Genomic DNA, 19,378 nt, shown 5'->3' with positions numbered 1-19,378 from the left:
CTCATAAGGATCGGTGCTGGGAAAAGGCGCGCATTCTAACCCATGCGGCGGGAGCTGGCACATGAAAGGCCATCATGTCGCGGACAAGCGGCGCTCAAGCGCGCCGCCCGGCGCTCAGGCCTCGTTGAACATGAACAGTACGTCGCTGGCGTAGAGCATGCCGAACTGCTCGGCGGGCATCGGCCGGCCGAACAGGTAGCCCTGCACCTCGTCGCAGCCGTGCTCGCGGAGGAAGTCCAGCTGCGCCTGGCTTTCCACGCCCTCGGCGATCACCATCAGGTTCAGGCTGTGGGCCATGGCGATGATCGCCCGGGCGATCTGCGCGTCCTGCTCGCCATGGGGCAGGCCGTCGACGAAGCTGCGGTCGATCTTGAGCACGTCGATGGGGAACTGCTTGAGGTAGTTCAGCGAGGAGTAGCCGGTGCCGAAGTCGTCCACCGCGATGGCCAGGCCGAGGCGCTTGAGCCCGGAGAGGATCTGCATGGCCTCGGCGACGTCGCTCATCAGGATGCTTTCGGTCAGTTCCAGTTCCAGGCAGGCCGGCGGGATGCCGGTCTCGTAGAGGATCGCGGCGATCCGCTCGCCCAGTTGGCCATCGGCGAACTGGCGTGCCGAGAGGTTCACCGAGACCTTCGGCACCCGTACCTTGGCCTTGTGCCAGCTACGCAACTGCTTGCAGGCTTCCGCCAGCAGCCAGTCGCCGACTTGGGCCACCAGGCCGATCTCCTCCAGTACCGGAATGAACTCGCTCGGCGGAACCAGCCCGCGGCGCGGGTGCTGCCAGCGCAACAGGGCCTCGGCGCCGGTCAGGCGACGCCCGTCGCCGGTGAACTGCGGCTGGTAGTGGAGGACGAACTCGCCCAGTTCGAGGGCGCGGCGCAGGTCGCTTTCCAGTTCCAGGCGCTCGAGGGCGCGGGCGTTCATCTCGGCCTGGTAGAACTGGAAGTTGTTCTTGCCCATCTCCTTGGCGTGGTACATCGCCGTGTCGGCGTTCTTCATCAGCAGGCTCAGCTCGGCGCCGTCCTGTGGCGACAGGGCCACGCCGATGCTGGCGGTGACGAAGAACTCGCGGCCTTCCAGGGTGAACGGTCGGGCCAGGCGGCCGAGGATCAGCTCGGCGACCTGGATCGCCCGCTTCAGGGCGATCTCGCGGTCGCCCTGGGACGGCAGCAGCAGGGTGAACTCGTCGCCGCCCATGCGCGCCACCGTGTCGTCCTGGCTGACGCAGGCGCTCAGGCGGGTCGCCACTTCCTGCAGCATGCGGTCGCCGGCGGCATGGCCGAGGGAGTCGTTGATCGGCTTGAAGCGGTCGAGGTCGAGGAACATCAGCACCACCCACTGGCCGTTGCGCTCGGCCTGTTGCAGGGCGGTGTGCAGGCGGTCCTGGAACAGCGTGCGATTGGGCAGGTGGGTGAGGGCGTCGTAGTAGGCCAGGCGGTGGATGCGTCGCTCGCTGGCCTTGCGTTCGCTGATGTCGCTGAAGAAACAGACGAAGCTGACCAGGTCGCCTTCCTCGTCGCGGATCGCGGTGATCCCGACCCAGGAGGGATAGAGTTCGCCGGTCTTGCGCTTCTGCAGGATCTCGCCTTCCCAACTGCCGCTGTGCTGCAGGCTGGCGAGCACGTGCTTGAGCTGGTTGGCTTCCTGGCGGTCGGCGGTGAGCAGGCGTGGCTGCTGGTCGAGCACGTCGGCCGGGCTGTAGCCGGTCAGGCGCGAGAAGGAGTCGTTGACCTGGACGATATAGCCGGCCGGGTCGGTGACCATGATCGCCGCGGTCGAGTGTTCGAATACCGTCGCCGCCATCCGCAATTCGCGTTCGGCGCGGCGTTGCTGGCTGATGTCGCGGGCGACGCCGAGCAGGCCCTCGAAGCGATCGTGTTCGTCCCACATCAGGACCAGTCGCAGTTCGATGGGGATCTTGCGCCCATCGGCGCGCAGGCAGTCGAGGGCGAACAGGTGCTGGGCGGGATTCTCGCGCAGCTCGGCGAGTTTCTCGCGGTCGCCGATGGCATGCCGCACGCGACGCAACAGGCCGTTCAGGCGACCCAGCTGGCGCGGATTGGTGGCCGTCTGGTGGAGACCGTTGAGCAGCGCCCACTCCGGGCTGTAGCCGAACACGTGCTGCACCGAGGGGCTGACGTAGTTGGCGTTGAGCTCGGCGTCGGTGGAGAAGATCACGTCGCTGATGTTCTCCGCCAGCATGCGGTAGCGCCGACCGTTCTCGCGCAGCGCGTTGTTCGCCTCGACGGTGAAGGTGATGTCCTTGGCCACCCCGATCAGGCGCGCCACGCGGCCGCTGCGGTCCCGGCTGAAGGCCTGTTCGCGGATGTCGAACCAGTGCCAGCGGCCATCGCGGTGGCGCCAGCGCAACTGGCTGTCGAGCAGCAGGCCGTCGCCGACCACGTGCTGCAGGTTGCGGATGCGCCAGTAGTATTCCTGGTCGTCGGGGTGCAGCAGGGTTTCCCAGAAGTTCTCGCCCATCCGTGCCAGTTCTTCCTGGTCGTAGCCAAGCTGCTGGCCCAGGTGGTGGTTGCTGAAGATCACCCGGCGCGCGTTCAGGTCATGGATGTACAGGGTGTCGGGCACCGCCTGCACGGCGTCCGACCAGAATTTCTCGCGCTCGATCAGCGACAGCTCGACTTCCTTGCGGCTGGTGACGTCGGACAGGCTGAGGGTCACCGCGTGCCATTCGCCGGGGTTGTCCGGCAGGCGCAGCTGCAGCCACAGGTGGCGCGGCGCGCCGCGGTCGTTGCGCAGCGTGGCTTCGAGTTCGAGCAGCGGGCGGCGCTCGATCAGGGCCTCGATCACCTGCAGGCGCAGGCTGTCCGGTTGCAGCGGTCCGTGGTCGAGAAGGCGCTGCCAGGCCTGGCCGGTGGAGTCGATTCCCAGCAGGCGGCGGGTAAGGTCGTTGATCTCGGTGATGCGGATCCGCTCCAGCAGCTCGCGCTGCCGGGCGGGCCGCCCGGCGAGCCAGGCATGCAGCGCGGCGGGAGTCTCCAGCCGGTACTCGGCCAGGGCCTGGCGCAGGGCGGACAGGTCCAGCACGCAGAGCGCCACGCCGACGCCCTCGAAGATGTCCTGGTAGCGCCGCCGGGTCTCTTCCAGGACGCCGAGGGCGTGCTGCTCCTCGGTGACATCGCGCAGCACCCAGACCTGGCCGCCCTGGAGGATCCGTTCGCGCAGGGTCCAGGCCTGGGCGGCCTCCGTATGGCTGGCCAACGGGTGGCGGCTGAGGGTGAACACCCGTGGTTCGCCGCGCACCCGCAGCGGCAGCAATTCGCTGCGGGTTTCGCCATCGCCGGCGGCGTCGCTCAGCCAGCCCGGCTCGAGGTCTGGCAGCAGGCCCAGCAAATGATGCTGGCGCGCCTGCGCCGAGCTGATGCCGAAGAGTTGCTCGGCCTGCGGGTTGAGATAGCTGAGACGGCCATCGGCGCGGGTCACCAGCACCCGCTCGTCGATCGCCGCCAGTGCCGTGGCCGCCTGGCGCAGGCTGCGTTGCGAGGCCAGGGTCATGGCGCGCAGGCCTTGCTGTTCGCGATGCAGGCGCAGCAGGGTGAGCACCGTGACGCCGACCAGCAGGAGGAATATCAGCAGTTCGCCGCCGATCCCCCGCAGCAGGCCGAGCCGCACCTGGGGGCTGTCGTGGAGCCCGCGCAATTGCCAGTCGCTGTTGCGCAGGGGCTCCACGCCGAGGCTCTGCATGTCGTCGAGCAACGTCGCGTTGCCCGGCGCATGCCAGAGCACCCGGCCGGCGTACTGGTCTTCCAGGCGCCAGAGCAGGTTGCCGGCCGGCAGGTCGGGACTCCACTGGGCGAGGCTGTCGCTGGCCAGGCGCAGCAGCCAGAAGCCGCTGTCGCGGCGGCTGCCGGGTTCGCGCAGAGTGAGATAGAGAGATTCACCATCGCGCGGATCGAGGCAATAGTGATAGAGACCGGCACCGGCGTGCTGGCGCAGCCGGTCATAGAGTGGCGGATTGCCCGCTTGCGGCTTGCCATCCACCCACTCCAGCGCCCGCACCTGCGGCAGCGCATCGCTGACCCGGGGCAACAGCCTGCGGCGGATCTCGTCGCGCTCGGCGGGCGGCGCTCCTGGCAGCAACGCGAGGGCGGTGCGGGCCTTCAGTTCGAGGGTCAGGGACAGGCGGTCGTGCAGGCGGTCGAGCTGGGCGGCGGCCCGTTCGTGTTCGAAGCGCTCCTGCTGGCGCAATTCCTGGCATATCTGCCAGAGCAGCAAGCCGAGCATCAGCACGACCAGCAACAGCAGACCGCCCTTGGCTGCCTGGCGGACGGGAACGGTCAGCGGGTCGCCGGCGGGAGGCGGCGACGGGGTTTGCGAGGGGGTCGACACTGACCGGAGTTCCTGGGGCAGCTGTGATTCAGTAGGCAGTTAGGATGCCCGGAAGCAAGGCCAAGTGCCAGTATCGCCGACGAGCGTCGTGGTCCTTTCCGGCCTAACGGGTCACTTTGTCGCAGCGAGGAATGGCGGGGCTTTCCGGTTCGCCGGGGCTGTCTGGCGGCGGTGCCCGGAAAATCTGGCCGGACATGGCCGCGGGGGATTCCGGGCAGGGCGGTGCAACCTCAGGGACGCGCCGGATTGGCGGCGCCGTGGAGGAACATCTGTTCGAGGGTTTGCGCGGAGTTGGCGCTGGCCGCGCGCCCGCGCCGTTCGGCGTCGACCAGGCCATAGATCAGGGTCAGGAACAGCTCGGTGAAGACTGCCGCGGTGATGTCGATGCGGAACACACCTTTCTGCTGGCCGCGCAGGAAGAAGGTATCCAGCGCGGCGATGTAGGACTGCCAGCGGGCGCCTTCGCCGTCGGGGTCGAGGTAGTCCGGGCGGTACTGGAACACCAGGAAGACCAGCATCTCGCGATGGGCGAGGTGCTCCTTGACCAGCCGCTGCAGCGCCGCCAGGGGCTCGCTGCGTTCCAGGTCGCAGGTCTCGATGACCTGGTTCAGCACCGCCTCGCCATGGTCCTCGAGCATCCGCACCAGGTTGTCGCGCGTCCCGCAGAAGCGGTGCAACGTGGCCTTGCTCACGCCGGCCGCCTCGGCCAGCTCTTTCAGCGTGGCCCGTGGGCGCTCGACGATGGCGACGGCCAGCGCCTTGAGGAGTCGTTCGTCATGGGTGATCAGGGTCATCGGCAGGTCCCGGTTGGCTTTCCGTTTGCGCGCCATTGTGCAGAAAAGTGCCCGCACTTCAAAAGAATCAGGTAACTTTTGCTCATATGAGACATTATTGACTCATTTAGATTTGAAAAGTACCATTCGATCCGTTTTTCAATCAAGGGCCGGGTATGTCATGGCTGATTTGCGGGCAATAGGAAGGGGCGCTGCACTGGCGCTGGCCGTCGCGCTGGCGGGTTGCGGGCCGGCGGAAGAACGGCAGGACGCCGCCGAACCGGCGCTGCCGGTGGAGGTACTGGCGGTGCGGAGCGAAACCCTGGCGCTGACCTCGGAACTGCCGGGGCGGATCGAACCGGTGCGGGTCGCCGAGGTACGTGCGCGGGTAGCGGGCATCGTGGTGCAGAAGCGCTTCGAAGAAGGTGCCGACGTCAAGGCCGGCGAGCTGCTGTTCCAGATCGATCCGGCGCCGCTGAAGGCTGCGCTGTCGCGTGCCGAGGGGGAGCTGGCGCGAACCCGGGCGGTGCTGTTCGAGGCGCAGGCGCGGGTGCGCCGCTACGAGCCGCTGGTGAAGATCCAGGCGGTCAGCCAGCAGGACTTCGACACCGCCATCGCCGACCTGCGCAGCGCCCAGGCGGCGAGCCGGTCGGCCCAGGCCGAGGTGGAAACCGCGCGGCTGAACCTGGGCTACGCCTCGGTCAGCGCGCCGATCTCCGGCCGCATCGGCCGCGCGCTGGTTACCGAGGGCGCGCTGGTCGGGCAGGGCGAGGCCACGCTGATGGCGCGCATCCAGCAGCTCGATCCGATCTACGCGGACTTCACCCAGACGGCCGCCGAGGCGCTGCGCCTGCGCGAAGCGCTGAAGGATGGCAGCCTGGCCGCCGGCGACAGCGAGGCGTTGAGCATCCGTGTCGAAGGCACCTCCTACGAGCGCCGGGGCGCATTGCAGTTCGCCGACGTGGCGGTGGATCGCGGCACCGGCCAGATCACCTTGCGCGGCAAGTTCGCCAATCCCGACGGCGTGCTGCTGCCGGGCATGTACGTGCGCGTGCGGGCGCCGCAGGGCACCGACAGCCGGGCGATCCTGGTCCCGCAGCGCGCCGTTCGCCGCGGCAGCGACGGCACCGCCCAGGTGATGGTGGTGGGCGCGGAGGAACGCGCCGAGGCGCGCGACGTCAGCACCGGCGTCATGCAGGGCTCGCGCTGGCAGATCACCGAGGGCCTGCAGCCGGGTGACCGGGTCATCGTCGGTGGCCTGGCCGCGGTGCAGCCGGGGATGAAGATCGTGCCGAAGCCGGATGGTGCCCTGGCGCAAGCCCGGTCGACCGTGCCGCAACAGTAAGGGCGGGTTCGCCCCGAGGATTTTCCGATGTCCGAATTCTTCATCAAGCGGCCGAACTTCGCCTGGGTGGTGGCGCTGTTCATCTCCCTGGCCGGCCTGCTGGTCATTTCCAGATTGCCGGTGGCGCAGTACCCCAGTGTCGCGCCACCGCAGATCACCATTACCGCCACCTACCCCGGCGCTTCGGCGAAGGTACTGGTGGATTCCGTCACCAGCGTTCTCGAGGAGTCGCTGAACGGCGCGAAGGGCCTGCTCTACTTCGAGTCGACCAACAATTCCAACGGTACCGCCGAGATCGTCGTCACCTTCGAGCCCGGCACCGATCCGGACCTGGCCCAGGTCGATGTGCAGAACCGCCTGAAGAAAGCCGAGGCGCGCATGCCGCAGGCGGTGCTGACCCAGGGGGTGGAGGTCGAGCAGACCAGCGCCGGCTTCCTGTTGATCTACGCCCTCAACTACAAGGAAGGCGTGCAGCGCAGCGACACCACCGCCCTGGGCGACTATGCCGCGCGCAACATCAACAACGAACTGCGTCGCCTGCCGGGTGTCGGCAAGCTGCAGTTCTTCTCCTCCGAGGCGGCCATGCGGGTCTGGATCGATCCGCAGAAGCTGGTCGGCTTCGGACTCTCCATCGACGACGTGAGCAACGCCATTCGCGGACAGAACGTGCAGGTCCCCGCCGGCGCCTTCGGCAGCGCGCCGGGCAGTTCCGAGCAGGAGCTGAGCGCCACGCTGGCGGTGAAGGGCACCCTGGACAACCCGCAGGAGTTCGGCCAGGTGGTCCTGCGCGCCAACGAGGACGGATCCCTGGTCAGGCTCGCCGACGTCGCGCGCCTGGAGCTCGGCAAGGAGAGCTACAACATTTCCTCGCGGCTGAACGGCACGCCTACCGTGGGCGGGGCGATCCAGCTGTCGCCCGGGGCCAACGCGATCCAGACCGCCACACTGGTGAAGCAGCGCCTCGCCGAATTGTCGGCGTTCTTCCCCGAGGACATGCAGTACAGCGTGCCCTACGACACCTCGCGCTTCGTCGACGTGGCCATCGAGAAGGTGATCCACACCCTGATCGAGGCGATGGTGCTGGTGTTCCTGGTGATGTTCCTGTTCCTGCAGAACGTCCGCTACACCCTGATCCCGTCGATCGTGGTGCCGGTGTGTCTGCTCGGCACGCTGATGGTCATGTACCTGCTGGGCTTCTCGGTGAACATGATGACCATGTTCGGCATGGTGCTGGCGATCGGCATCCTGGTGGACGATGCCATCGTGGTGGTGGAGAACGTCGAGCGGATCATGGCGGAGGAGGGGCTGTCGCCGGCCGAGGCCACCGCCAAGGCGATGAGGCAGGTCTCCGGTGCGATCGTCGGCATCACCCTGGTGCTTTCGGCGGTGTTCCTGCCGCTGGCCTTCATGGCCGGCTCGGTGGGGGTGATCTACCAGCAGTTCTCGGTATCGCTGGCGGTCTCGATCCTGTTCTCCGGCTTCCTCGCCCTGACCTTCACCCCGGCGCTGTGCGCCACCCTGCTCAAGCCCATCCCCGAGGGGCATCACGAGAAGCGCGGCTTCTTCGGCGCCTTCAACCGCGGCTTCGCCCGCCTCACCGGCCACTATTCCCTGCTCAACTCGAAGCTGGTGGCGCGCGCCGGGCGCTTCATGCTGGTGTACGCCGGCCTGGTGGCGGCGCTCGGCTACTTCTACCTGCGCCTGCCGGAGGCCTTCGTGCCGGCTGAAGACCTCGGCTACATGGTGGTCGACGTGCAGTTGCCGCCCGGTGCCTCGCGCATGCGCACCGACGCCACCGGCGAGGAACTGGAACGCTTCCTCGAGACCCGCGAGGCGGTGGACTCGGTATTCCTGGTCTCCGGCTTCAGCTTCTCCGGACAGGGCGACAACGCCGCGCTGGCCTTCCCGACCTTCAAGGACTGGTCCGAGCGCGGCCCGGGGCAATCGGCCGCCGCCGAGATCGCCGCGGTGAACGAGCATTTCGCGTTGCCCGACGACGGCACCATCATGGCCGTTTCGCCGCCGCCGATCGACGGCCTGGGCAACTCCGGCGGCTTCGCCCTGCGCCTGATGGACCGTGGCGGCGTCGGCCGCGAAGCCCTGCTGCAGGCCCGCGATACCCTGCTCGGCGAGGTCCGGGGCAATCCGAAATTCCTCTACGCGATGATGGAAGGCCTGGCCGAGGCGCCGCAGCTGCGCCTGCTGATCGACCGCGAGAAGGCCCGGGCCCTGGGGGTGGGCTTCGAGAGCATCAGCGGCACGCTGTCCGCCGCGTTCGGTTCGGACGTGATCAACGACTTCACCAACGCCGGGCGCCAGCAGCGCGTGGTGATCCAGGCCGAGCAGGGCGCCCGGATGACCCCGGAAAGCGTGCTCAGGCTCTACGTGCCCAACGCCCGCGGCGAGCTGGTGCCGCTAAGCGCCTTCGTCAGCATGAAATGGGAAGAGGGACCGGTACAGCTGGTGCGCTACAACGGCTACCCGTCGATCCGCATCGTCGGCGACGCCGCGCCCGGCTTCAGCACCGGCGAGGCCATGGCGGAAATGGAGCGCCTGGCCGCGCAGCTGCCGGCCGGCATCGGTTACGAATGGACCGGCCTGTCCTACCAGGAGAAGGTCTCCGCCGGCCAGGCGACCGCCCTGTTCGCCCTGGCCATCCTGGTGGTGTTCCTGCTGCTGGTGGCGCTCTACGAGAGCTGGTCGATTCCGTTGTCGGTCATGCTGATCGTGCCGATCGGCGCCATCGGCGCGGTGCTGGCGGTGATGGTCACGGGCATGGCCAACGACGTCTACTTCAAGGTCGGCCTGATCACCATCATCGGCCTGTCGGCGAAGAACGCGATCCTCATCGTCGAGTTCGCCAAGGAGCTCTGGGAAAAGGGACATGGCCTGCGCGACGCCGCCATCGAGGCTGCGCGCCTGCGCTTCCGGCCGATCATCATGACCTCCATGGCCTTCATCCTCGGCGTGGTGCCCCTGGCCCTGGCCAGCGGCGCCGGCGCGGCCAGCCAGCGCGCCATCGGCACCGGGGTGATCGGCGGGATGCTCAGCGCGACCTTCCTCGGCGTGCTGTTCGTGCCCATCTGCTTCGTCTGGCTGCTGTCGCTGCTGCGCAGCAAGCCGGCGCCCATCGAACCGGCCGCCACGGCCCGGGAGTGATCGACATGCGTAAACCTGCATTCGGCGTATCGGCGTTGCTGATCGCCCTGGCCCTCGGCGGTTGCACCATGGCGCCGACCTATGAGCGTCCCGTCGCGCCGGTGGCCGACCGCTGGAGCGGCCCGGCCGCCCAGCGCCAGGGGGTGGCCGTCGACCAGCTGGACTGGAAGGGTTTCATCGTCGACGCCGAGTTGCGCCGCCTGGTGAGCGTCGCCCTGGACAACAATCGCTCGCTGCGCCAGGCCCTCCTGGATATCGAGCAGGCCCGCGCGCAGTACCGCATCCAGCGCGCCGACCGGGTGCCGGGCCTGGACGCCAGTGCCAGCGGCAGCCGCCAGCGACAGCCGGCCGACCTGTCCGCCGGCAACCGCTCCGCCGTCGCCAGCAGCTACCAGGTCGGGCTGGCACTGCCGGAGTACGAGCTGGACCTGTTCGGCCGGGTCAAGAGCCTGAGCGACGCGGCCCTGCAGCAGTACCTGGCCAGCGAGGAGGCGGCGCGCGCGGCGCGGATCGCCCTGGTCGCGGAGGTCAGCCAGGCCTACCTGAGCTATGACGGCGCCCAGCGGCGCCTGGCGCTGACCCGGCAGACCCTGGCCAGCCGCGAGTCTTCCCTCGCCCTGATCGGCCAGCGTCGCGCGGCCGGCACCGCCACCGCGCTGGATTACCAGGAAGCCCTGGGCCTGGTGGAACAGGCGCGCGCCGAGCGGGAGCGCAACCTGCGGCAGAAGCGGCAGGCGTTCAACGCGCTGGTGCTGCTGCTGGGCTCCGCCGATGCGGCGCAGACGATCCCGCGGGCCCCGGGAGAACAGCCGAAGCTGCTGCAGGACATCGCTCCCGGCACGCCGTCCGGGCTGATCGAGCGGCGCCCGGACATCCTCGCCGCCGAACATCGCCTGCGCGCGCGCAACGCGGACATCGGCGCGGCGCGCGCGGCGTTCTTCCCACGAATCAGCCTGACCGGCAACTTCGGCACCTCCAGCGCGGAAATGTCCGGCCTGTTCGACGGCGGCTCGCGCTCCTGGAGCTTCCTGCCGACGCTGACGCTGCCGATCTTCGACGGCGGGCGCAACCGCGCCAACCTGAGCCTGGCCGAGGCGCGCAAGGATTCCGCGCTGGCGGCCTACGAAGGCGCCATCCAGGGCGCCTTCCGCGAAGTCGCCGACGCCCTGGCGGCCAGCGATACCCTGCGCCGCGAGGAGAAGGCCCTGCGCGCCCTGGCCGACACCAGCAACGAAGCGCTGAAGCTGGCCAGGGCACGCTACGAGAGTGGTGTGGACAGCCACCTGCGCTACCTCGATGCACAGCGCAGAAGTTTCTTCGACGAGTCTGCGTTCATCGACGGCAGCACCCAGCGGCAGATCGCCCTGGTCGATCTGTTCCGCGCCCTTGGCGGCGGCTGGGGACAGGCTCGCGTTGCGCTGGCGCAGCGCTGAGCATGGCACCGCGCGGTGCCTCCGATGCGCCGGGCTAGGGGACGTGCGAGGCGCCGTGCATGAACAGTTGCTCCAGGCTGCCGGACAATCCGGCGCCGGCCGCGCGACCGCGGCGCTCGGCATCGACCATGGCGTAGACCAGGTTGATGAACAGTTCGCTGAAGACCGCCGCGCTGATGTCGATGCGGAACACGCCCGCCTGCTGGCCGCGCAGGAAGAAAGCATCCAGGGCCTCGATATGCGCCTGCCAACCGGCGTCTTCATTCCCGGCCTGGTGTCCCGGGTTCTGCTCGCACATCAGCAGCGCCAACAGGTCGCGGTGCGCGAGGTGTTCCCGGATCAGTTCGCGTAGCGCTGCCCGCGGCTCCAGTCGGGGCTGGGCGGCGTCGCGGATGAGGCGCTCGAGGGTGCTCCTGGCATGGCTTTCCAGGCGCCGTCTGAGGCGTTCGCGGGTTCCGCAATGCCGGTTCAGGGTTGCCCTGCTCACTCCCACCAGCTCCGCCAGTTCCCGCATGGTGGCTCGCGGATGACTGACCATCGCGGTGGCCAGGGCCTTGAGCAGGCGCTGCTCCTGGGGCGACGGGTCCGGCGCTGCGCCTGGGCCGCTCCCAGGTGGCGAGGCGGGTATCTGGCCGGGGAGGGGCGTGAGTACCATCTTGAGGTTTTTTTAACTCTTTTGAGGCTGGTCTGATTCAATCGTAGCAGGCGAGACCGGCACTCGCCTTGCTCCGCGTCAGGTCCGGAGATGTAGCGTGCCGATCACCTCGCCACCGAGACCGATCCGGCGATCGCGCCGAAGGAGAATGCCGGGAAGCCGCCCAGGTTCATCAGGCTGGGGGCGGCCAGGGCGGCACCGTTCCTCGGGTTGGCCAGGCAGATCGCGGGAACCGGAAACCGGCGAGGCCCGGCAAGCGCCCGTGGCGGACGGCGAACATTCGCCGGCGGCGCCCCGCGCCCCACGAAAACCAGGGTGGCTGGCCAGCTTTCTCCCGGTCTGTCATATACTTGGCCGAGTTTTTTTCCTTTTCTTCATGAGGTGCTCGTTTTGGCTCAGTACGTCTACACCATGCATCGGGTCGGCAAGATCGTTCCGCCCAAGCGTGAAATCCTCAAGGACATCTCCCTGTCGTTCTTCCCCGGCGCCAAGATCGGCGTGCTCGGCCTGAACGGCGCGGGCAAGTCCACGCTGCTGCGGATCATGGCCGGCGTCGACACCGAGATCGAAGGCGAGGCCCGGCCGATGCCGGGGATCAACGTCGGCTACCTGCCGCAGGAGCCCAAGCTGGACCCGCAGGCCACCGTGCGCGACATCGTCGAGGAGGCCGTGGGCCAGATCAAGCAGGCCCAGGCGCGACTGGACGAGGTCTACGCCGCCTACGCCGAGCCGGACGCCGACTTCGACGCCCTGGCCGCCGAACAGGCCAAGCTGGAGGCGATCCTGCAGGCCTCCGACGGCCACAACCTGGAGCGCCAGCTGGAAGTCGCCGCCGACGCCCTGCGCCTGCCGCCGTGGGATGCCAAGGTCGAGCACCTGTCCGGCGGCGAGAAGCGCCGCGTGGCGCTGTGCCGCCTGCTGCTGTCGGCGCCCGACATGCTGCTGCTGGACGAGCCGACCAACCACCTGGACGCCGACTCGGTGGCCTGGCTGGAGCATTTCCTGCACGACTTCCCCGGTACCGTGGTGGCGATCACCCACGACCGCTACTTCCTCGACAACGTCGCCGGCTGGATCCTCGAACTCGACCGTGGCCATGGCATCCCGTTCGAAGGCAACTACTCCGGCTGGCTGGAATCCAAGGCCGCCCGCCTGGCCCAGGAAGCCAAGCAGGAAGCCTCCCACGCCAAGGCCATGAAGGCCGAGCTGGAGTGGGTACGCCAGGGCGCCAAGGGCCGCCAGGCCAAGTCCAAGGCGCGCCTGCAGCGCTTCGAGGAACTGCAGTCGCAGGAATTCCAGAAGCGCAGCGAGACCAACGAGATCTACATCCCGGCCGGTCCGCGCCTGGGCGACAAGGTCATCGAGCTGCACAACGTGACCAAGGGCTACGGCGACCGCGTGCTGATCGACAACCTGTCCCTGAGCATCCCCAAGGGCGCCATCGTCGGTGTGATCGGCGGCAACGGCGCGGGCAAGTCGACCCTGTTCCGCATGCTCACCGGCAAGGAGCAGCCGGACTCCGGCACCATCGAGATCGGCGAGACCGTGCAGATCGCCAGCGTCGACCAGAGCCGCGACAGCCTGGAAGGCAACAAGACCGTGTGGGAACAGGTTTCCGACGGTTTCGAGCAGATCAAGATCGGCAACTACGAAGTCCCGTCGCGCAGTTATGTCGGCCGTTTCAACTTCAAGGGCGCCGACCAGCAGAAGTTCGTCAAGGACCTCTCCGGCGGTGAGCGCGGTCGCCTGCACCTGGCCCTGACCCTGAAGCAGGGCGGCAACGTGCTGCTGCTCGACGAACCGTCCAACGACCTCGACGTGGAAACCCTGCGCGCGCTGGAAGAGGCGCTGCTGGACTTCCCCGGCGCTGCCATCGTGATCTCCCACGATCGCTGGTTCCTCGACCGGATCGCCACCCACATCCTCTCCTACGAGGACGATGGCCAGGTGACCTTCTTCGAAGGCAACTACACCGAGTTCGAGGCCGATCGCAAGAAGCGCCTGGGCGATGCCGCGGCCCAGCCGCACCGCGTGCGCTACAAGAAGCTGGCGTAAGCGCGCCTGGATCGAAACCGCCCGCCGGCCCTGCCGGCCGGCGGTTTTTTCATGCCTGGAATTCAATGTGCAGGGCGCTTCCATCGGTGGTGCCCAGGGTGAGGCTTCCAAGCAGCATGCCTGAGCCTTCACCTAACTAAAGATGGGGGTGCATCGACGGCCCCGATGGTGTCAGCTCTGCTAGTGGTCTGCGCAGCCGATCCGTGCGCTCAATACCGCCTGCCCGGAGAGACCGCGCCATATGGCGAAGCCCGGCGGAAATCGAGTATCGGGCTTGGCCGGGCGGACCACCCGCTACCTTCGCTCGGCGCTGGCGCCTCGGGGTAGCGTTGCCGGTGGTGGCGGCTTGTGCGCTGTCTCCATCATCAGCGGTATGGCCCTTCGGCCTGTTTCGCCGGCCTTGCGGCGATACGTCCGGAGCGAGCCGTGAAGGGATGCGAGCGGCCGAGTGCGAATGCCTACAACAAACAAGCACGAATCATTGATCTCCCTGCGGGGAATCGGCAAGGGCTATCTCCTGGGGGGGCAGCCACTGCAGATACTGAAAGACGTCTGCCTGGACATCTTTCCCGGTGAAAGTTGCGCGATCGTCGGCGCGTCGGGCTCGGGCAAGAGCACCCTGCTGAATATCCTCGGCCTGCTCGACCGGCCGGACAGCGGCGCCTATCGATTCGCCGAACACGACATCTTCAGGGTCGACGAAGACCAGTTGGCGGCGATCCGCAACCGCCTGATCGGTTTCGTCTTCCAGAGTTTCAACCTGCTGCCGCGCCTGAGCGCGCTGGAGAACGTGGCGCTGCCGCTGGGCTATCGTGGCATGCCGCGCCGCGAGGCGTTGGAGCGCGCCGCGGCGATGCTCGCCCAGGTCGGCCTCGCCGAGCGCGCCGGGCATCGCCCGGCGGACCTCTCCGGCGGCCAGCGGCAGCGTGTCGCCATCGCCCGCGCGCTGGTCGGCGAGCCCGCGCTGATCCTCGCCGACGAACCGACCGGCAACCTCGACGCGAGCACCGCGAAGGAAGTGCTGGAACTGCTCCTGGCGCTCAACCGCGAACGCCAGGTGACCCTGGTGGTGGTCACCCACGATCCCGGCCTGGCCGCCCGTCTCGGGCGCCAGCTGACGGTGCGCCATGGCGAGATCCACGAGGAACTGGCGGAGACTTGCCGGTGAGCGCCAGTCCGTCGCCGCGGCAGTTGCTCCATGAGGCCCTGGCCAGCCTTCGTGGCCTGGGTCGGCGCTCGTTGCTGGCGTTGCTGGGGATCGTCATGGGCTGTTCATCGGTGATCGCGATGCTGAATATCGGCAGCAATGCGACCGACGAGGCGATGAGCATCTTCAAGGACATGGGCACCGACACCCTGGTGGTGCAGTTCCCGTTCGCCCCGCAGGCGCCGCAGCCTATGCCGGCGGTGCTCGACACCGAGCCGCTGCGCCGTGCCGTGGCGGGGCTGGACCACCTCGCTGCGCTCGGCCTGTACTCCGCGCCGGTGACCTACCATGGGCGTACCAGCAACGCCAGCATCGTCGGCGCCAGCGCCGGGCTCGCCAGCGCCGCCAGGCTGCACCTGCGCGAAGGGCGATTTCTCTCGCGCTTCGATGACCACGACACCTACGTGGTGGTCGGCGCGGGCCTCGCCGAGGCGCTGGGCGCAGCAGGCGATCCGTTGCGCCTCGGCGAGCAACTGATGGTCAACGACTACCTGTTCCGCGTGATCGGTATCCTGCGGCCGCAGGCCAGCGCCGCGCTGCTGCCGTTCGCCGCCAACGACTCGCTGTTCGTGCCGGCTGCCGGCATGCCGCGCCTGCAGCCCGCCGCCGAGGTCAGCCACGTGGTGGCGCGGGTGGCGCCGGGAGCGGATGTCTACCGGGTCGGCGCGGCGCTGGGCGAGGCCCTGGCGGCGCGGTTGCCCGGTCACGAGGCGCAGGTGCAGGTGTCGCAGCAGGTGCTCGACGGGCTCAAGCGGCAGACCCGGACCTTCACCTACCTGCTGGCCGGGCTGGGGATCATCTCCCTGCTCGGCGGCGGCGTCGGGGTGATGAACGTGATGCTGATGAGCGTCGCCGAGCGCCGCCGGGAGATCGGCGTGCGCATGGCGCTGGGCGCGCGTCAGCGGGACATCCGCAACCTGTTCCTGATCGAGGCGGTGACCCTGACTGCCGCGGGCGCGCTGTCGGGGGCGGTGCTCGGCGTGGCGGCTGCGTATCTCTACGCCAGGTTTTCCGGCTGGACTTTCTCCCTGGCCTACGCGGCCCTGCCGCTGGGAATGGGCAGTACCTTGCTGGTGGGGCTGTTCTTCGGCCTCTATCCGGCGCTTTCGGCGGCACGCATGCAACCGGTCGAGGCGCTGCGCGATGAGTAGCCGGAGCCTGGCTGCACTGTGGCTGGCGCTGGCGCTTCCGGTCGCGGCAAGTGACAACCCGGCGCTGAGCCCGGATGCGCCGAGCATGGCCCGCGCGCGCAGCGGATCGGTGCTGCTGAGCGAGCAGGTGATCGACCTGAGCCTGAGCGACGCGGTCTACCTCGGCCTGCGCAACAACCGTGGAATCCGTAGCGCCTACCTGCAGCGCATCGCGCAGAAGTTCGACCTGCGCGTCGCCGCCGATGCCTTCAATCCGAAGCTGGTGGTGCGTGGCGACTACCGTGCCAGCCGCGCCACCGAGGACCGTATGCGGACCAGCAACCTGTCGCCGACCGCGACCCTGCTCGGCGAGTACGGCACCCGCTTCAGCCTGGCCTGGGTCAAGCAGTTCCGCAGCGCCGACGAGGCCGGGCGCTACCGCAGCGATGGTCTCGACCTGACCGTCGTCCAGCCGTTGCTGCGCGACGCCGGCTGGGACGTGACCACCGCGCCGCTGCGCCTGGCGCGCCTGTCCGAGGACGCCAACCGCCTGCAACTCAAGGCCAGCGTGTCGCAGACCATCAGCCGGATCATTGGCGCGTACCGGGAACTGCTGCGCGCGCAGGAGCAGGCGCGAATCGCCCGGGAAGCGTTGGCGCGGACCCGCAAGCTGCTCGAGGTCAACCGGGCGATGATCGCCGCGGGGCGGATGGCCGAGTTCGATAGCGTCCAGACCGAGGCCGATGTCGCCACCCAGGAGCTCAACGTCGAAGAGTCCACCAACCAGGTCGATAGTGCCCGCCTGGCCCTGCTGCAACTGCTGGCGCTGGACCTGTCGACGCAGATCCGCGCCAGTGACGCGCTGAGCGCCTCGCCGATAGAGATCGACCGCCAGCAGGCGATCCGCACGGCTCTGCAACAACAGCCGGAATACCTGCAACGATTGATCGGCAGCCGCCAGGCCGACCTCAACCTGGTGCTGGCGAAGAACCAGCGCCTGTGGGATGTCTCGCTGGTGGGCGGTGCCAGCCAGATCCGCGATCGCTACAGCGAGGGCGGCGGCGACAATTCGCGGACCTGGGACGGTTACGCAGGGGTGCAGGTGGAAATTCCCATCGGCGATCTCAGTCGCCGGCAGGCCGAGGTCCGCGCCCAGGTGGAAGTGGAGAACCAGAAGCTCCTCATCGAGGATGCGCGGCAGACCCTGGAACAGAATGTCATTGATGCGGTGCGCGACCTTGGCGCCCGCTGGCGCCAGTACCAGATCGCCCAGCGCGCCACCGCGCTGTCGCGGCGCAAGCTGGAAATCGAGCGGGAAAAACTGCGTGTCGGACGCTCGAGCAACTTCCAGGTGCTGAGCTTCGAAACCGACCTGCGCAATGTCGAGAACACCCAGTTGAATGCCCTGATCTCGTTTCTCAATGCGCAGACGCAGCTCGACCTGATCGTCGGCATGACCCTGGATAGCTGGGAGATTTCGCTCAATGACCACTGACCGGTTGTTTTCCCGGGGGCGGCGTTTGCTGCTGATCGCCGCTGCCCTGCTGGCCGCCGTCGCGCTGCCGACCTGGCTGCTGTTCGGCGGGGGGGCAGTTCCACGCGACGAAGACGAGCGCTGGATCGATGTACGCCCGTCGGCGCTGGTGCACCGGATAGGCCTGGTCGGGCGCCTGGAACCGGGGCGGGTGGTGACCTTGGCGGCGCCCTTCGCCGGCAATGTCGAGGCACTGCTGGTGCAACCCGGGCAGCGGGTCGAGGAAGGGCAGGAACTGTTGCGCATGGACACTCGCGAGATCGCCGTGCAGGTTCGCGAGGCCCGCTCGGCGCTGCTCAAGGCCCGGCGGACCTTGCAGGAGTTGCGGGACTGGGAGCGCGGCGAGAACATGACGCGCGCCCGCCGGGCCCTGCGCAGCGCGCAGCTAGCACAGGACAGCACCGAACGAAAGTTGCGCGAGACCCGGCAACTCTTCGGCAAGGGCATCGTTCCGCGCAACGAACTCGACGACCTCGAACAGCAGGCGCGTCAACAGCGGATGGATCTGGAGGCTGCCCGCCTGGAAGTGGAGGCGACGCGCAGCAAGGGGCAGGGGGAAAACCTGCAGATCGCCGAGATGGACCTGGCCAATGCCACGGTGAAGTTCGAGACGCTGCAGGCGCAGTTGGATGGGCGGACGGTCCGTGCGCCGTTCGCCGGCATCATCGTTGTCGCTCCCGGGTCTTCGAATGAGCAGGGCGTGCGGGAGCCGGTGCAGACCGGAAGCAAGCTGGGCCAGGGCCAGGCACTGTTCGGACTGGCCAGCGTGGAACGCCTGAAGGTTTCCGCCAGGGTGTCGGAGCTGGACATCAATCAACTGCGCGAAGGGCAGGAGGTCGAGGTGAGTGGTGACGGTTTCGACGGCATCGCCTTGAAAGGAGTCATCTCCGCTCTTGGCGGACAGGCGCTGCCGGGGGGCACCCAGGGCAGCAGCCCACAGTTCGAGGTAACGGTATCGGTGGCGCACCTCACCCCCGGCCAACTGAGGAAAATCCGCCTGGGCATGAGCGCCAAACTGGCGGTCACCACCTATCGCAACGAGCGAGCACTCGTCGTGCCGCCCGAGGCCGTGCGTCATGAGGGCGATCGATTGTCCGTGGTTTACCGCGCGTCTCCTGCCGCCCCGATCGAGCAACTTCCTGTCCGGGTGGGGCGTTCCACTCCCGAGGGCGTCGAAGTACTGGACCTGGCGGCGGGGCAGGTGCGCGTGCACGTAGCGGACGGGAGCTGAAGGCAACCTGACTTTGGTATGGCGAGCGCATGCCTTTAGCTACCAGTTCTGGCAGGTTTTGACCCAAAGTGGTGCGTTTCCTTCCGTCTCGAATGCTGACAGAGGTATCAGGATTGCTTCGTGACGAAGCGTTTCGGACCCTCCACGGCGCGCTCCGCGCCGTTCTCGAACAGGGCAGCCCCCTTCTTTCGCTAGGCTTTTCCAGGGCCTCTCTGCCCGTACTCTGAGCCCCGTCGTTGACTGGCCCTCTGCCTCCTCGCCGTAGCTGCCAAGCCTGTCAGGCTGCGCTCGTCGCGTAGTTGCGGGGGAGGCAGGCCGAGGTATGGCGCGCGGAGCGATCCAGCGCTGTTTCCGATATCCGGTACCTCCGGCTTGTCGTGGGGCGTCAGCGGCGGCACCGGATAGGACTCATGAAGTAATGCCTTTCCCGATTCTCGATACGAAAAAGTCATGGCGAGTGGGTGTGGTGGTTCGTCTGGCGGGTGGATCGTGCGGGAAGGCACAAGGTG

The 19,378-nt window shown here is 68.0% G+C and carries 11 protein-coding genes; 8 read left to right on the top strand and 3 right to left on the bottom strand.

The window, feature by feature from the left end; translation table 11 throughout:
• Window positions 1–114 precede the first annotated feature (114 nt).
• On the bottom strand, window positions 115–4,347 hold the full coding sequence (morA, locus tag PSPA7_RS25000) for a cyclic di-GMP receptor MorA (protein ID WP_012077339.1): 4,233 nt from the start codon (window positions 4,345–4,347) through the stop codon (window positions 115–117).
• Between the two features lie 230 nt (window positions 4,348–4,577).
• Window positions 4,578–5,141 carry a TetR/AcrR family transcriptional regulator gene (locus PSPA7_RS24995; RefSeq protein WP_033999467.1) on the bottom strand — a complete coding sequence of 188 codons (564 nt, stop codon included), beginning with the start codon at window positions 5,139–5,141 and terminating at the stop codon, window positions 4,578–4,580.
• A 160-nt stretch (window positions 5,142–5,301) separates the two neighbouring features.
• Here PSPA7_RS24995 and PSPA7_RS24990 point away from each other — a divergent pair, with 160 nt between their 5' ends.
• From PSPA7_RS24990 to PSPA7_RS24980, 3 genes are read left to right on the top strand one after another with little or no spacing between them, the layout of a single operon-like run.
• Window positions 5,302–6,465 carry a MexC family multidrug efflux RND transporter periplasmic adaptor subunit gene (locus tag PSPA7_RS24990; protein WP_003153051.1) on the top strand — a complete coding sequence of 388 codons (1,164 nt, stop codon included), beginning with the start codon at window positions 5,302–5,304 and terminating at the stop codon, window positions 6,463–6,465.
• Window positions 6,466–6,492: 27 nt separating this feature from the next.
• Window positions 6,493–9,624, top strand: a complete 3,132-nt coding sequence (mexD, locus tag PSPA7_RS24985) for a multidrug efflux RND transporter permease subunit MexD (RefSeq protein ID WP_012077338.1) — start codon at window positions 6,493–6,495, stop codon at window positions 9,622–9,624.
• 5 nt (window positions 9,625–9,629) lie between these two features.
• Window positions 9,630–11,057, top strand: a complete 1,428-nt coding sequence (locus PSPA7_RS24980; RefSeq protein WP_012077337.1) for an efflux transporter outer membrane subunit — start codon at window positions 9,630–9,632, stop codon at window positions 11,055–11,057.
• A 34-nt stretch (window positions 11,058–11,091) separates the two neighbouring features.
• Here PSPA7_RS24980 and PSPA7_RS24975 read toward each other — a convergent pair whose 3' ends face one another.
• Window positions 11,092–11,595, bottom strand: coding sequence for a TetR/AcrR family transcriptional regulator (locus PSPA7_RS24975; protein WP_041025411.1), 504 nt, complete (start codon window positions 11,593–11,595; stop codon window positions 11,092–11,094).
• Between the two features lie 507 nt (window positions 11,596–12,102).
• On the opposite strand from PSPA7_RS24975, the gene ettA reads away from it, so the two are divergent.
• The 5 genes from ettA (at window position 12,103) to PSPA7_RS24950 (ending at window position 18,869) form a co-directional block, all read left to right on the top strand.
• Window positions 12,103–13,767: an energy-dependent translational throttle protein EttA gene (gene ettA / locus PSPA7_RS24970; protein WP_003157916.1), complete on the top strand. Its 1,665-nt coding sequence runs from the start codon at window positions 12,103–12,105 to the stop codon at window positions 13,765–13,767.
• Between the two features lie 481 nt (window positions 13,768–14,248).
• Entirely contained in the window at window positions 14,249–14,935 is a 687-nt protein-coding gene (locus PSPA7_RS24965) for an ABC transporter ATP-binding protein (RefSeq protein WP_074197473.1), read from the top strand.
• Window positions 14,932–16,125, top strand: coding sequence for an ABC transporter permease (locus PSPA7_RS24960; RefSeq protein WP_012077332.1), 1,194 nt, complete (start codon window positions 14,932–14,934; stop codon window positions 16,123–16,125). Before PSPA7_RS24965 ends, PSPA7_RS24960 begins: the two co-directional genes overlap by 4 nt.
• Window positions 16,118–17,599, top strand: a complete 1,482-nt coding sequence (locus PSPA7_RS24955) for a TolC family protein (RefSeq protein ID WP_012077331.1) — start codon at window positions 16,118–16,120, stop codon at window positions 17,597–17,599. The genes PSPA7_RS24960 and PSPA7_RS24955 overlap by 8 nt, the downstream gene beginning before the upstream one ends.
• Complete coding sequence (locus PSPA7_RS24950) at window positions 17,589–18,869, top strand: efflux RND transporter periplasmic adaptor subunit (protein ID WP_012077330.1); 1,281 nt, start codon at window positions 17,589–17,591, stop codon at window positions 18,867–18,869. Before PSPA7_RS24955 ends, PSPA7_RS24950 begins: the two co-directional genes overlap by 11 nt.
• Window positions 18,870–19,378: the final 509 nt, after the last annotated feature.

This window comes from Pseudomonas paraeruginosa PA7 (genome assembly GCF_000017205.1).
GTDB lineage: Bacteria > Pseudomonadota > Gammaproteobacteria > Pseudomonadales > Pseudomonadaceae > Pseudomonas > Pseudomonas paraeruginosa.
This window is presented reverse-complemented; position numbering and strand designations above follow the sequence as displayed.

Excerpts from the sequence above, each read along its gene's own strand:
- PSPA7_RS24995 (WP_033999467.1), bottom strand. The coding sequence starts at position 5,141 with ATGACCCTGATCACCCATGACGAACGACTCCTCAAGGCGCTGGCCGTC.
- PSPA7_RS24990 (WP_003153051.1), top strand. The coding sequence starts at position 5,302 with ATGGCTGATTTGCGGGCAATAGGAAGGGGCGCTGCACTGGCGCTGGCC.
- mexD (WP_012077338.1), top strand. The coding sequence starts at position 6,493 with ATGTCCGAATTCTTCATCAAGCGGCCGAACTTCGCCTGGGTGGTGGCG.
- PSPA7_RS24980 (WP_012077337.1), top strand. The coding sequence starts at position 9,630 with ATGCGTAAACCTGCATTCGGCGTATCGGCGTTGCTGATCGCCCTGGCC.
- PSPA7_RS24975 (WP_041025411.1), bottom strand. The coding sequence starts at position 11,595 with ATGGTCAGTCATCCGCGAGCCACCATGCGGGAACTGGCGGAGCTGGTG.
- PSPA7_RS24955 (WP_012077331.1), top strand. The coding sequence starts at position 16,118 with ATGAGTAGCCGGAGCCTGGCTGCACTGTGGCTGGCGCTGGCGCTTCCG.
- PSPA7_RS24950 (WP_012077330.1), top strand. The coding sequence starts at position 17,589 with ATGACCACTGACCGGTTGTTTTCCCGGGGGCGGCGTTTGCTGCTGATC.